Origin of the sequence: Pedobacter albus (assembly GCF_036324255.1) — a bacterium.
Classification (GTDB): Bacteria; Bacteroidota; Bacteroidia; order Sphingobacteriales; family Sphingobacteriaceae; genus Pedobacter; species Pedobacter albus.
This window is the reverse complement of sequence record NZ_JAZDQT010000001.1, coordinates 2,057,839-2,071,217: the sequence shown is the minus strand read 5'-3', so window position 1 is coordinate 2,071,217 and position 13,379 is coordinate 2,057,839. Positions and strand designations below refer to the sequence as shown.

14 protein-coding genes and 1 tRNA gene are annotated in these 13,379 nt (G+C 43.4%); 6 read left to right on the top strand and 9 right to left on the bottom strand.

Going from position 1 to position 13,379, the window contains the following annotated elements; translation table 11 throughout:
* The first annotated feature begins 2 nt into the window (after positions 1-2).
* From VRU48_RS08600 to obgE, 6 genes are all read left to right on the top strand, one after another.
* Positions 3-914, top strand: coding sequence for an SDR family oxidoreductase (locus VRU48_RS08600; protein WP_330107513.1), 912 nt, complete (start codon positions 3-5; stop codon positions 912-914).
* Positions 915-1,174: 260 nt separating this feature from the next.
* Positions 1,175-1,639 carry a peroxiredoxin gene (locus VRU48_RS08595; RefSeq protein WP_330107512.1) on the top strand — a complete coding sequence of 155 codons (465 nt, stop codon included), beginning with the start codon at positions 1,175-1,177 and terminating at the stop codon, positions 1,637-1,639.
* Positions 1,640-1,735: 96 nt separating this feature from the next.
* Positions 1,736-1,809: transfer RNA gene (locus VRU48_RS08590), tRNA-Arg, on the top strand.
* 193 nt (positions 1,810-2,002) lie between these two features.
* Positions 2,003-2,899, top strand: a complete 897-nt coding sequence (locus VRU48_RS08585; RefSeq protein ID WP_330107511.1) for a metallophosphoesterase — start codon at positions 2,003-2,005, stop codon at positions 2,897-2,899.
* Positions 2,900-3,173: 274 nt separating this feature from the next.
* Positions 3,174-3,743 (top strand): adenylate kinase, encoded by a 570-nt coding sequence (locus VRU48_RS08580; RefSeq protein WP_330107510.1) that lies wholly within the window; start codon positions 3,174-3,176, stop codon positions 3,741-3,743.
* Between the two features lie 71 nt (positions 3,744-3,814).
* The gene (gene obgE, locus VRU48_RS08575; RefSeq protein ID WP_330107509.1) at positions 3,815-4,816 is read left to right on the top strand and encodes a GTPase ObgE; all 1,002 of its coding nucleotides are present in this window, start codon (positions 3,815-3,817) and stop codon (positions 4,814-4,816) included.
* Positions 4,817-4,937: 121 nt separating this feature from the next.
* On the opposite strand, the gene VRU48_RS08570 is transcribed toward obgE, so the two are convergent.
* The 9 genes from VRU48_RS08570 to VRU48_RS08530 are packed head-to-tail and all read right to left on the bottom strand — an operon-like array spanning position 4,938 to position 13,378.
* On the bottom strand, positions 4,938-5,492 hold the full coding sequence (locus VRU48_RS08570) for a WcaF family extracellular polysaccharide biosynthesis acetyltransferase (protein WP_330107508.1): 555 nt from the start codon (positions 5,490-5,492) through the stop codon (positions 4,938-4,940).
* Positions 5,467-6,084, bottom strand: a complete 618-nt coding sequence (xrtY, locus tag VRU48_RS08565; protein WP_330107507.1) for an exosortase Y — start codon at positions 6,082-6,084, stop codon at positions 5,467-5,469. The genes VRU48_RS08570 and xrtY overlap by 26 nt, the downstream gene beginning before the upstream one ends.
* A 5-nt stretch (positions 6,085-6,089) precedes the next feature.
* Positions 6,090-6,953 carry a glycosyltransferase family 2 protein gene (locus tag VRU48_RS08560; RefSeq protein WP_330107506.1) on the bottom strand — a complete coding sequence of 288 codons (864 nt, stop codon included), beginning with the start codon at positions 6,951-6,953 and terminating at the stop codon, positions 6,090-6,092.
* A 4-nt stretch (positions 6,954-6,957) separates the two neighbouring features.
* Positions 6,958-7,581: a class I SAM-dependent methyltransferase gene (locus VRU48_RS08555; RefSeq protein WP_330107505.1), complete on the bottom strand. Its 624-nt coding sequence runs from the start codon at positions 7,579-7,581 to the stop codon at positions 6,958-6,960.
* On the bottom strand, positions 7,582-8,730 hold the full coding sequence (locus tag VRU48_RS08550) for an XrtY-associated glycosyltransferase XYAG1 (protein ID WP_330107504.1): 1,149 nt from the start codon (positions 8,728-8,730) through the stop codon (positions 7,582-7,584).
* Positions 8,693-10,150, bottom strand: coding sequence for an exosortase Y-associated Wzy-like protein (locus VRU48_RS08545; protein ID WP_431311626.1), 1,458 nt, complete (start codon positions 10,148-10,150; stop codon positions 8,693-8,695). Before VRU48_RS08545 ends, VRU48_RS08550 begins: the two co-directional genes overlap by 38 nt.
* Positions 10,137-11,288 (bottom strand): glycosyltransferase family 4 protein, encoded by a 1,152-nt coding sequence (locus VRU48_RS08540; RefSeq protein WP_330107502.1) that lies wholly within the window; start codon positions 11,286-11,288, stop codon positions 10,137-10,139. The genes VRU48_RS08545 and VRU48_RS08540 overlap by 14 nt, the downstream gene beginning before the upstream one ends.
* A complete protein-coding gene (locus tag VRU48_RS08535) occupies positions 11,281-12,096 on the bottom strand; it encodes an FkbM family methyltransferase (RefSeq protein WP_330107501.1) in 816 nt (271 codons plus the stop codon). The genes VRU48_RS08540 and VRU48_RS08535 overlap by 8 nt, the downstream gene beginning before the upstream one ends.
* Positions 12,080-13,378, bottom strand: coding sequence for a glycosyltransferase (locus tag VRU48_RS08530; RefSeq protein WP_330107500.1), 1,299 nt, complete (start codon positions 13,376-13,378; stop codon positions 12,080-12,082). The genes VRU48_RS08535 and VRU48_RS08530 overlap by 17 nt, the downstream gene beginning before the upstream one ends.
* Position 13,379: the final 1 nt, after the last annotated feature.

Genomic DNA, 13,379 nt, shown 5'->3' with positions numbered 1-13,379 from the left:
CGATGAAAACCGTATTAGTTACTGGAAGCAATGGTCTGCTGGGCCAAAAAATTACTGAACAGGTCGTAAACCAAGGTGGCGTAAAGCTGATCGCTACTGCTAAGGGCGACAATCGTTATCCGGTTGATACTGGCTATGTTTATGCCACCATGGATATCCTCAACCCGAAGGAAGTACGCGAGGTAATAGCCTTGTATAAGCCCGATGCCATTATCCACACGGCCGCCATGACCAATGTAGATACCTGCGAAACCGAAAAGGAACTGGCTTATCAACTCAATGTTGAGGCTGTGCAGACTTTAATCGAGGTTTGCGGAGAATTTGATATCCAGCTGGTGCATCTTTCAACCGATTTTATTTTTGATGGTGCCAACGGCCCTTACGATGAAGAAGCCGAACCCAATCCGTTGAGCTATTACGGACAAACCAAGCTGGAGGCAGAAGAACTGCTCAAAAAATCGAACATCAGGTGGGCTATTTTGCGTACCATTATTGTATATGGCATTGTAAGCGACATGAGCCGGAGCAATATTGTGCTTTGGGCCAAAGGCGCCTTGGAGAAAGGTAGCCCATTAAATATTGTAAACGACCAATGGCGCATGCCAACACTTGCCGAAGATTTGGCCGCTTGTTGCCTGTTGGCCGTTGAACACGAGGCGCAAGGCGTTTTTAACGTTTCGGGCAAAGACATGATGAGCATTTCGGAGCTGGTGGCTCGCGTGGCTGATTTTTGGGGCCTCGACAAAAGCCTCATCAATGAAATCAGCGCCGCTACTTTAAACCAGGCTGCCAAACGCCCGGTGCGCACAGGTTTTATTTTAGACAAAGCCATGACCCAACTTCAGTATCAACCGCATAGTTTTGAGGAAGGATTGGCGATTGTGGACGAACAACTGAAGGCTAGGGGGCGTTAGTTCATTGGTTCATTGGCTGATTAGCTCATTGGTCGTTGGTTCATTTGGTGTTTTGACAATGAGAAGTCGTCGGGCAATCAATTAACGGGACGGCGGTTATAGCCATTCAACAATGATAACAATTTAACAATAAAGATAATTACCATTCCCATTCCCCTCCGGTGGAGGGGTTGTCCGTAGGGGGGGAACAATCCAGTCAATAACAACAATTTAACAATAACAACCTCACAACATTTCAACTTTACAACAAAAAACAAGATATGGCACTACAAGTAGGCGATAAAGCCCCAGATTTTAAATTATTGAATACAGAGCTTAAAGAAGTAAGCCTGGCCGATTACAAAGGCAAGAAATTGGTGGTCCACTTTTTTCCGATGGCCTTTACCGGTGTTTGCACCACACAATTGTGTACCATGCGCGACAGTTTTGGCTATTACGAAGGCATGAATGCCGGTGTAGTGGGTATTTCGGTCGATTCGCCATTCACCCTGGCCAAGTTTAAAGAAGACCAGGCTTATCAGTTTCCTTTGCTTTCCGATTTCAACAAAGAAGTTTCGCCAGCCTACGATGCGCTTTACAACGAATTTGTTTTCGGTCTTAAAGGTGTTTCTAAAAGAGCAGCTTTTGTGATCAACGAAGAAGGAAATATTGCCTATGCGGAAGTTTTGGAATCGGCAGGCGATCTACCTGATTTTAACGCCATTAAACAGGCTGTAGAAGCGTAGCTGATTTAATTTTGGCAAATAATTCAATTTTTCTTGAATAAAAATTGTGAAATTGAATTTGATGCCTTACTTTTGCAGTCCGTTAGAAACGGCAATGCACCCGTAGCTCAATTGGATAGAGCATCTGACTACGGATCAGAAGGTTTGGGGTTCGAATCCCTACGAGTGCACTTAACCGGAATGAAATTCTTTTAGAGATTTTGTTCCGGTTTTTTTGTGCCTTAATTTTTACAGCTTCGCACTAGGGCGCCGTGCTGTTGGGCAAATTCGCCTATTTTCTTATCGATTAAATAATTTAACATATTCATTTGTTTAAATCAAAACTATGGGCCACATTTGAATAAATCTACCCCCAAACTACTTATGAATAAACTAACTCAACTTTTCGCTGTATTGGCCGTTTTGGCGAGCTTTACGGCGAAGGCACAACAGCCTAAACCCATCCTTAAAATTGGCCTTATGGCCGATATTCAATATGCAGATGCCGATACAAGAGGCTCGCGCTATTACAGAAACTCGCTAGGTAAACTCAAGGCCTGCGTTGAAGACCTCAACAAGCAAAAAGTCCAGTTTGCTATTAACTTGGGCGATATAACAGACCGAAATCCCAAAGACCTTGATTCGGTACTGCCCATTTTGAAAGGCCTAAAAAATCCGGTTTACAATACCACAGGAAATCATGATTATCAGAGCATCAAAGAAAACAAGGCCTTGTACGCAAAGCTTCGCATGCCGGCCGAATATTATTCTTTTGCCAAAAAAGACTGGCTATTTATCATGTTAAATACCAACGAAGTTGCCTCTTACACTAATGTTTCGGGAACATGGAAAGAGAAGGAACTGAAGACAATGATGGATAGTATTAAGGCAGTTAAAGGTGTAAATGCCGAAGAATACAATGGCGGAATCAGCTCTCGACAACTGAAATGGTTGGATAGTTTATTGGCCAAAGCACAGGCTCGTAACCAGAAAGTACTGATATTTTCTCATCACCCGCTCGATTTTGCCAAGGGCCTTACCGCCTTAAACAGCGATGAAATACTGAAGGTAGTTGCCAAATACAGTTGCATCAAGGCGCTAATAGCAGGCCACCACCACAGCGGAGCTTTTGGCTACCATTTGGGCTTGCCTTGTGTAACGCTTGAAGGCATGGTAGAAACAGCCGATAAAAACGCATACGCCATTTTGGAGCTCTATCCCAATAGTTTTGAGATCAAGGGTAGCGGACGTACAAAGTCATATAAGTTTAAGCTTGATTGAAAGATTTCAGAAAACACCAGGTAGTTTTCCCAATCAGAAGACGCTGGGTGCGGATGCCGGCACTATTGTCTTCGCTATGTAAAGTATAGCGTATTTATCGGCTATGCCATTGGCACGCACTCGTTTGCTCTATCCAAAGTTTAAAAAAATACATGAACACCCGATTTATATTTATATATTTGCAGCCGCAAAGGATTAGCCTTAAACGGGTTGATTTATGTTTTTTTAACCAGTAATAATCTTCCTTTTGGGAGTTTTAACTAACTAGACCTTAATGCTGAATTTAGTTCTCTTTGGCCCTCCAGGTGCAGGCAAAGGCACCCAATCTCAGAAACTGATAGACAAGTATCAGTTAGTCCACATTTCTACTGGAGATCTTTTCAGAGCACACATTAAAAATCAAACGCCGCTAGGCAAAAAAGTGAGTAAGTTGATCGCTGATGGCGAATTGGTGCCAGATAAAATCACTATCGACATGCTTGAAGAAGAGGTAGATAAAAATCCACAGGCCAAAGGCTTTGTGTTCGACGGTTTTCCGAGAACTATTCCGCAAGCTGTAGAATTAGACAAGTTTTTAGAGAGCAAGGGAAGCAAAATTGCAGGCGTAATTGCCCTTGATGTCGACAAAGACGAACTGACCAAGCGCGTGGCGCAACGCCAAAAGGAAAGCGGCAGGGTTGACGACCAGGCAGACAAGATCCAAAAACGTATCGACGAGTATTTCAATAAAATCGTTTTGGTGTTGCCTTACTACGATGAACAAAAAAAACTGACCAAAATTAATGGAATCGGCGAAATCGAAACCATTTTTAACAGCCTTTGTGCGGTTATTGATCAGTATTAAATTATAAATAGATAAAGGAATAGCGGGAAGAGGTTAGGTTCTTTCCGCTTTTTTATTTTAAAGGAGCTATTATGTCGCAAGGATCAAATTTTGTAGATTATGTTAAGATATGTTGCCGTTCTGGCAAAGGAGGGGCAGGTTCTGCACATTTGCACCGCGATAAGCTAACGGCAACCGGTGGCCCCGATGGTGGCGATGGCGGCAGGGGCGGACACATCATCCTCAAAGGAAATTCGCAGTTCTGGACCTTGCTCCACCTCAAATACCGTAAGCATATCATAGCAGAAGATGGCCTAAGCGGTGGCAGTGGACAAAAGACCGGCCGCACGGGCAAAGACGAAATCTTAGAAGTGCCATTGGGTACCATTGCACGCGATGCCGAAACCGGCGAAGTGCTTTTTGAAATTACCCAAGACGGCGAAACCAAAATATTAACGGCTGGCGGCCGAGGTGGATTAGGCAACTGGCATTTTAAAAGTCCTACGCAGCAAACCCCGCGTTTTGCACAGCCCGGCGAGCCCGGAAAAGAAGAATGGATGGTGCTGGAGCTGAAAGTACTGGCCGATGTAGGCTTGGTGGGCTTCCCCAATGCCGGAAAATCTACCTTGTTATCAGTGCTTTCGGCGGCGAAGCCAGAAATTGCCGATTATCCTTTTACTACATTGGTGCCTAACCTGGGTATTGTATCTTACAGAAACGGCAAATCCTTCGTCATGGCCGATATTCCAGGCATTATTGAAGGTGCTTCGAAAGGCAAGGGCTTGGGTTTTAGGTTTTTGCGTCACATAGAGCGCAATTCGGTATTGTTGTTTATGGTACCGGCCGATACCAGCAGAAGCATTGCCGAAGAATACGAAATCCTGAAAAAAGAGCTGAAAGAATATAATTCGGAATTGATGCAGAAACCACATCTCTTGGCAGTTACCAAGTCTGATTTGTTAGACGACGAATTGAAAGAGGAAATGAAGGCCGAACTGCCTCAGGTGCCAACCGTGTTTATCTCATCGGTAGCGCAACAAGGTTTGGTAAGCCTGAAAGATATGCTTTGGGAGGCGATTAACGCGGAGAGCTAGTTGGCGGTTTTCAATCCTCAGTTGGCAGTTTTCAGTTTCTGAATGAACCAATGCCTAATGACCATTGAACAGTTCGCAGTTAACAGTTTCCAATGAACCAATGAACTAATGAACCAATTAGCTAGCTAATAGTCCTGTCTTTTACCTTAACTGCTGGATTGCCTTGATAGATCGAATAGGCCGCTAAATCTTTGGTGGCAATAGAACCTACGGTAAGCACGGCATGAGAATGGGCTTTGATACCCGGACAAACGATGGCTTTGGCGCCAATCCAAACCCCATCTTCTAAAGTAATAGGCTTGGTTATCAGGTCAAATCCCGTCTTTTTGTAATCGTGGTTGCCGGTAAGCAACATGGCTTGTTGCGAAACGCACACATTGTTGCCGATATTGACCTGGTCAAGATTTTCTATCCTGCATTCGGCTAGCCAAGAATAATCGCCAACACTGAGTTTCCAGGGGTAATGTACATAGATATAAGGCTTTATCCTGACGTCTTTACCAATTTTGGCTCCAAAAAGGCGCAACAAAAACACCAATACCGAACTGATAGGCATCAAACCCGAGCGAAAGAAGAGCATGCTGGTTAAATACCAACAGGTGATCTTCAAAGCCGAGGCCCCTGGATTAAAATCCTTTTTGTCGAAATTCTTATGAAGCTGGGTTTGCTGGTTCAATGGGCGTATCTGATTTTGATAAAGTTGGCCTCACCGTGTTTTTCTTTACCCAATAATAAAGTACAAAGAAAATAATAATGTAAACCAAGATATTGAATACCTCGTGGTGGTAGGTAAAGTTATTGCGCTGTGATTTGAAAAAGCCCAATAGTACACCTAAAGCCGCAATGCGCAGCATGTTGAGCACATAAATGAGGATAAGTCCAAAAACCAAGAGCCTAAATTTGGCTTTGAGCTTGGCCGGAAAAGCAATCACAAAGGCGGTGAGGAATGACATGACACCAAGCCCCAAACAGGCATAGTTAACACGCAGGTAGGGGCCATCAACTACCAGTACATCGGTGCCATTGTGGATGGCATAAAAGCCAAAGAGCTTAATGATCCAGGTTGCCGGAGCAATAAGCGCCGTTCTTAAGCCTTGAACATAGTTGAGGTGCTCGGCTAAAAACGGATTGTAGAAGCGTCCGCCTACACTGGTTGCACTGTTCATGTACAAATTACCCTGACTAAACAAAAAGTAGAAGAACAAGAGTTTAACTACAAATAAGATGGCCGTGCGGTTAGCTTTTTTCTTGTCAAGCTGCTGTTCCATATCGATTATTTTGTTGAATGCGTTTCCTTTAGTATTTCCTTAATCTTCACATCGACGATTAAACGGAACCAAAAAGCCTGTAAAAAGTGAAACAAGATGCCTGTAGACCCGTCTAAAAAGCCCAATTTAAAAATTAAGCGATAGCTAAAATAGAAAAAAGGCCTCAAACCCAAGGGTAATTTCCACCATAATCTTTTGAGCCAGGCATTCCGCTCGTCTGGATTGCCGAATAATTTAGGTTTCAGCGTCTGTTCGCGCTGTTTGTTGAGCCGTTCTATTTCCTCTTGGGCAATCAGGTCGCTGTAGCGGTTGTGCTTGGCTATCCAAAAGCTGATTTTGTTTTCCTTCAGGTTTTCTTCCAGGATATGGCCCTTCTTCCAGATGGCGGTTTGCCCCGGAACAATAAAACGATGGTCCATATTTTCGTTCAGGTCGGAAAAACCAACACCGGTTCTGAACATTTTGAGCAGGTATTTGGGATAAAAACCGCCAAACCGGATCCATTTCCCCTTAAAGTAATTTTTCCGGTTAAAATAGATGCCGTTGATGTTGGCGTAATCACTGTCGCGGAAACTTTCAAGCTGTTTAAAAAGCTCTGGCGTTACAATTTGGTCGGCATCTAAGCCAATGATCCAAGGCGTGCTGATTTCGAAGTTTTTTAGGGCAAAATCCCATTGTTTAGGGTGGTTTTCGAAAGCATTGGTTTTAACTAGTGCGCCAAACTGTTGGGCAATGGCCAAAGTTTGGTCCGTGCTGCCCGAATCGAGAATAAAAGTTTGCGCATTTAAACCCGCTATAGATTGGAGCAATCTTGGCAAATGCTCTTCTTCGTTAAAGGTAAGAATGATAAAACTGAATTCCTTGTTCATCAAATTAGATTGTTGCTTTGATCACCATCGATTTCCAAACATAGGGAATTCGGCCACAGCCTACAAAATCGGTTACCTTAAAACCATATTCTTCCAGCAGTTGGCTTAAGGTAGCCTTAGACCATAGCTTGATATGGCCACCATCCCAAAGCGGGTTGGCATGGCTGTCCCATTTGCCGGCAATGGCCAGCAAGAGGTTTTTGAGGTAGCCGTGGTAAGGCGTGCTTAAAATAATCGATCCGCCACCGTTTTTTTGTAAAATGGTTTTGCAGAATTGTATAAATTTTCTCGGGTCGTATAAATGTTCGATTACTTCGGTAGAAACGATGGTATCGAACCGAAGCTGTGCAAATTTTTCGGGCAGGTCGTCGCTCGAGAGGTCTTGGATGGCAAAACGATCGGCCGAAAATGTGGAAGCGATTTGAATGCCTGTTGCCGAAGCATCGGTTCCGTAGGCATTAAAACCCTGATTAACCAGTGTTTCGACCAAAGCTCCATTGCCACAACCCAGGTCTAAAATACAGCAGTTGCTGGCTTTGTCAAGCAGTTTGATAATGGGTGCTACAATATATTGGTGGGCGTGTGTGGCCGAAGCATTTTGGTAGCCGTAATCTTTATAATCTGCCATTTATTGTACTTTTTGGTAAAGTGAAATGTATTTTTGGACCAGTTGGGCCGGATTAAAATCCGTTGCGATTAGGTCTGGTGCAATTTGTCTGATCTGTTCGCGTTGTGCTTTGGCTTGATAAGCCTTGGTTAATTGCTCGACAATGTTTTCGATGTTTAATGTCGAGATCCAGCCCAGCTCTTTTTCCAGCACATAATCGGCCAGACCTACTTGGTCTGAGAGCAATACTGGTGTACCTACGCTAAGGCTTTCTACCACTACATTGGCAAAATTCTCATTATAAGAAGTCAATGCCATGAGGTCGTGTTGAGCCAATACCTCGAATTTATCTTCAGGTTTTACCTGTCCGATCCAACTAATATTAGAAGCTATCCCTAGTTGTTGAGCCAACAATTGCAGGCTTTCAACATACGCGTTTGTGCCAGAACCGGCTAGGCTCAGCGACCAATCGAATGAAACATTCGCCAAAGCTTTGAGTAGTAGTTCCAAACCTTTTTTTTCTTCTATCCTCGACAAAAAGATGAGCCTGAATTGTGCTGAAGTAATGTTTTTTGGCTTTGCCACCTCACTTTTGCCTAGTTCTACCAAGTTGGGAATAACCGTAGTGCTTTTGGGCTGGATGAAACGTAAAACGTCTTGTTTTTCTTTTTCGCTGGTTACGTGGATATGGCAATAGCGCAAGAGCCTTTTGCCCATAAACCGATGGATGATGGATTTGAAGCTGGCATTTCTGTTGCCCAAAGTATAATCGGTAAGCATGCCCCGTGGCGATAAAACTACCGGAACCTTGTTCCATTTGGCCACTTGGCAACTCAATAGCGATACCAGGTTCCACCAGGCATGGATATGCACAACCACCTGTTTATCTTGCTTGATTTTAGATTTTAAGGCTTTTAACAGAGCAGGTGAGAAGTGCGTATGGTCTTTGGTTAGGCGTTTAAAATAGCTCACGGCTACACCATCTACGTTTTGCGCTTCGTTGGGTTTAACCTTGAGCTCGGTTTGGCCATTGGCCGTTGTGGTGAGTACTTCGATAGGCACATTCGCTTTTGTCAGCGCTTCGCAGAGCTTGGCCACCGACATGGTTGGTCCGCCATAAATATAGGCTGGCTTATACGCGGCGCTGATCTGCAGTATCTTCGTAAACATCGAGTTCTATTAAAGTATTGGATCGCCTAAGAATCCAATAAATGGCATACATGGCCAAATAGCCGTAAAAGATATTGTTGAGCAGGAATTCAAAATTATTACCCCGCCAAAGATTCTGAAAAATGGCATTGAATATTACGATACAGCCCAGTTCATAGCCTCCAAACCATTCTTCGGCCTTGTTGCAGAGCGATTGGGCAATCATGCCATAAAGAAAGATAGAGATAAATACGCCAATGCCTCCGGCACTTAAATAACCATCTACTACAGGTCTGGTCTTGGCCGATACATTAGAGTTTCTATTGGCGACGCCAGCGTCGTATACACGCTCCATCGAAATCGTTTCTGTGACGAATTTATTAGGCCAAATTGCTCGGGGAATGATGGCCAATACAGAATTTTTAATGATCTCGAATCCATAATAGTCTCGTTCGCCCGGAACATGTTTGGCAAATTGTGTAAACATGTCTATTTCGCTCAGTCGCAAGGTAAGAAAGGCCCAATTGGTTTCGTTGATATCGGCTTCGTCGCTAACCAATACGGCATTAAATGCTTCCGTACGGGCTTCTTGTGCGCTTTTTTGGCCCGACCACGATTGTGAACGCACAATACTGGCAAATGTGGGCAAAATATACAGCAGGATATAGATTGTTGGAATGGCAAGCGTTAAAATAAGCTTTTTAAAATAGGGGTAGAGTAAAAAGCCGATAATGATCACATTGATAATGATACTTTCCTTATAGCCGGTTAATGTTGAGGCCAGGAAGTTGACGAGGAAAAGACCACCTCCAAATAGCATGAAGCCGGTTTTTCGCTTCACAATGCCTCTCACGAATATAAAGGCGCTACAGGTAATGGAAATATTGATCAAACCGAACGAAAATTGGCTGATACTGTGTATACGGGAAGTAGCGGCGCCCAGAAGATAACAGGCCACGCAGAGCCAGATGAGGAAAAAATCGAGATTAATGTTGAGCCGATGCTTAATGATGGGGTACTGCTTGATTTTGAGAATCATTCCGGTAACCAATGCGGCATGTGCCAATAAGGAAAGACGCTGGCATTCGGCAATGAAATAAGTTTGTTGCGTAGCCTTAAAAGGTAAAATGCTTACTTTATTAAAATACTCGTAGCCCATATGGTCTAAAAAGTAAAAAATAGAAGTGGTGCACATAAAGCCCGCAAAAATAAGCTGTATCAATACAATAGGCCGCATAACCTGCTTGCTTAAGGGCAAGTCTAATGGAATAAACCTCAGCCTTGAAAATAGGGTCCAATAGAAAATAAAAAAAGAACCCAGCCAAGCCGTTAAGTAGGAAACAACAGGATCTATCTGCACAATGAAAGAAATTATCCAGGGTAAATAAATCAGGATAAGGACTTTTTGTTTGGAATTGTTTTGGTATCTATCTGCTAACATATTCTACTATGGCTTGAGCCTGATGTTCAAAGCTCCACTCTTGGATTTTTTGCTTGGCGTTTTGTCCCATGCTGGCTAAGGTTTGTTTTTGCGCAGTTAAAGCTATCAATTTTTGTTTGATATCGCCTATATCGCCACTTTTAAAGCAATCGCCAACAGTGGAATCGACCAAATCTGTAGCGCAGCCTACTTTATCCGAGACCAGAACCGCAAGTCCGCTGGCTAGGGCTTCATTGACGGCAAGGCCCCATGTTTCACCGGGCCCTTGAGAAGGTAAGCAGAAAAGATCAGCGCATTGATAAATTGAGGGCATTTGTGTTTGGTTCTGAAAATCCATGAAATGCACATTATTGATAGTATTGGCCTTTACGGTATCTTTTAGCGTTTGTTCTAGCTGTCCGTTGCCCACAAACAAGAGGTGAAGATTTGGATTGTTCAGCTGTTGAAAGGCGTGTAATAAAAACAAAGGCGCTTTTTTGCTTTCCAATTTGCCAGCAAAGAGAATCAGTATGTCGTTGATACCTACGCCTAGATTTTCTCTTAATGCCTTGGCTTCTTCACTCGCCGAAAGCTCAAAGCGTGCATTATCAATGGCATGTGGGGCAAAAATCAATTGCCGTTCTTTCAAGCCAAAATACCTAAAATAGGCCTTGTTTGCTGTTCCTACATAAAAAGCATAATCCACATGGCTATAAACCCATCTAAGAAACAACTTTCTCAGCAGGTGCTTAAGGCCATTTTGTTGGTCGAGCAGCGTAGAATCGCCCCTAAAATAAACCGGAATTTTGCCTTTGAAATGTCTAAGCGCCTTTAAATGGCTTTGCCAGGCCCAGCCGTAAATTAAAATAGCATCAGGAGCAAAATCCTGTATCGCATCTACCAAGCCTGGATTGATAATGCCTTTAAAATGATGGGTGCCAGGGTCTTTTGCCGTGTTCATCAAAAAGGTGTAATCATAGCCCTCAAGCAAGGGAATATCCCAAACGATATGCTGCTTAAAGCCCTGGTCGTATTTATGCAACGACTGTTCGCCCCAGGTGTAAAAAACCTTCAGCTTAAGCTGCTTGGCCAACAATTGAAATACCGGTGCATAATATTGGATAGGGTGGGTACTGATAATGGCCAGTTTTTTACGCATGGGGAAGTGCTAAAATATTACCTGATTGGAGATTTTTAAACTGCTCAATCGGTTTAGGACCATCTTTATATACATGCAAAAAATGATAGTCGAGCCCCTGAAGCAATGAAAAGATATGATCTTCGGGCAGACCAGTTTTTTTGTGATAATGTTTGTCGTATTCGAATATAATTTTGGGCCGGTTTTTTTTAATGGTTTCGAGCAGGCCTTCAATCACAAAGCTTTCGTAGCCCTCTACATCAATTTTGATAAAGTCGACCCTGTCTTCGCCTACAATTTCATCGCCTCTATAACAATGGATCAAGGTATCGCCATTGAGCTCGAACAGATTAAAAGTCCCTGGATTTTCGCTGTTTTCATCGGCTTGGATATAAAGTTGCTCTTCCTTATTGCTCAGGGCAATTTTATTGGGCTCAATATTGTTAAAACTGTTCAGGCCGATATTAGCTGTTAAAGCCTGGAAGTTTTTAGGAACTGGTTCAAATGCACGCACCTGGCCGTTTGCTCCAACCAGTTCGGCAAAATAAAGTGTATGAAAACCAATATTGGCCCCAACGTCTAATACATGGTCGCCTTTTTTGATAACGGAGCGGAAGACCTTTTTAAGCGCCGGTTCATAATTGCCCGTGTAGATGATTTTGGCACCGATCCAGGTTAATGGATCGCAATTGATCTCGAAATTACCTTCGATAGGCTTTACCGTAAGGGTTTGGCTACCCAGTTTATGGCGCGTAAAAAGGTAGTTGAAAAGCCTGTCTTGTCCTTTGAAGAAAGGTCTTCTGAGGATAAATTTATAAAGGAACTGCATGGTTTGCTATAACCTCATTAAAAAGTTCTACCTGTTTTTGGGTCGTATGCGCCGCGGTAAACGCTTCGAATGCTTCCCAGCGGGTAGGAGGAGGAACATGTTGATGGATAGATTCTAAATACGAAGCCATGGTTTGCATAGCCACATCAACAGCTTGGTTAATGTATAATAGATGGCCGGCATGGCAATCTTTCATGATTTTGGTTGCACTGCTTTCGGGATGTAGCGTGGCCAGCAAAGGCTTTTTGGCCAGGATGTACGGATACAGCTTGGATGCGGTATAGGCCGCCTGATCGGAGCCGATGATCACCAATCCATCGGCTTGTTGCATATTTTTAAGGCTTTGGTAAAAACCTATCCTATCGGTATGTTCTGTTACGTAATCGGCAATGCCAATTGCTGTGGCCACCGGAGCTATTGTTGGTACGCCTTTGCCTTTTGGAGCGTAACTGGTGCCAATAAAATGAAAATGTACATTACCAAATAAGTCCGGTTGTAAAGCAAGACCCTGTTTAAATGCGCCAAATAAGGTCTGCAAGGCAGGCTTCATGTCAAAACCACCGCGACCTATATAAATTAGGTTGATTTTGTCTGTTGCCTGTTGAAAAACCAGCTCGAGTTGTTTGCTGTTTTGTTGGGCAATCTCAAAATCGATGTCAAAAGCACCAAAAGTAATAACGGCTGCTGGTTTGGTTTTGAGTTGGGGATAACGCTGATGCAATGTTTGGATATAATTTTCAGATACGCTGATGAGGCCATCTACCTGTTGCATCGCTTTTGGCTCCAGGTATTTGTGCAAGCGATAAGAGAACCAATATTTCTTAGGGCGCTCTGATTTGGGTTTATTCTTGTAATAATCGCTATGCCATGGATCCTGCATATCGATCACATAGGGAACCCCAAATCTTTTTTTCCAGTAATTGCCCAAAATACATACCGGAAACTGGGTGGTAGAGAAATAGATGAGGTCGAATTTTTGCTGTTTCAACAATTGATTGCCCTTTTTCCTGAAAAACCAAAGCGACCTTAGGGCTAGGCTTCCCAAACCCAATTTACTGGTCCATTTTTTAGATAAGGCTTTCACCTTGTGGATTTTGATATCGGCAGGTACAGAAGCCAGCAGGAGTTCGTCTTTTACCGCATCATCATATTGTGGGTCGACCGTAATTACTGCTGCCTCCCAGCCCAGGCTTGCAAAATAGGGCAGGCTCATCCTTACACGTTGCATATCTGCCGCGTTGGCGGGCGGGAAGTGCGGAGAAATGATCAAAAGGCGTTTCAAG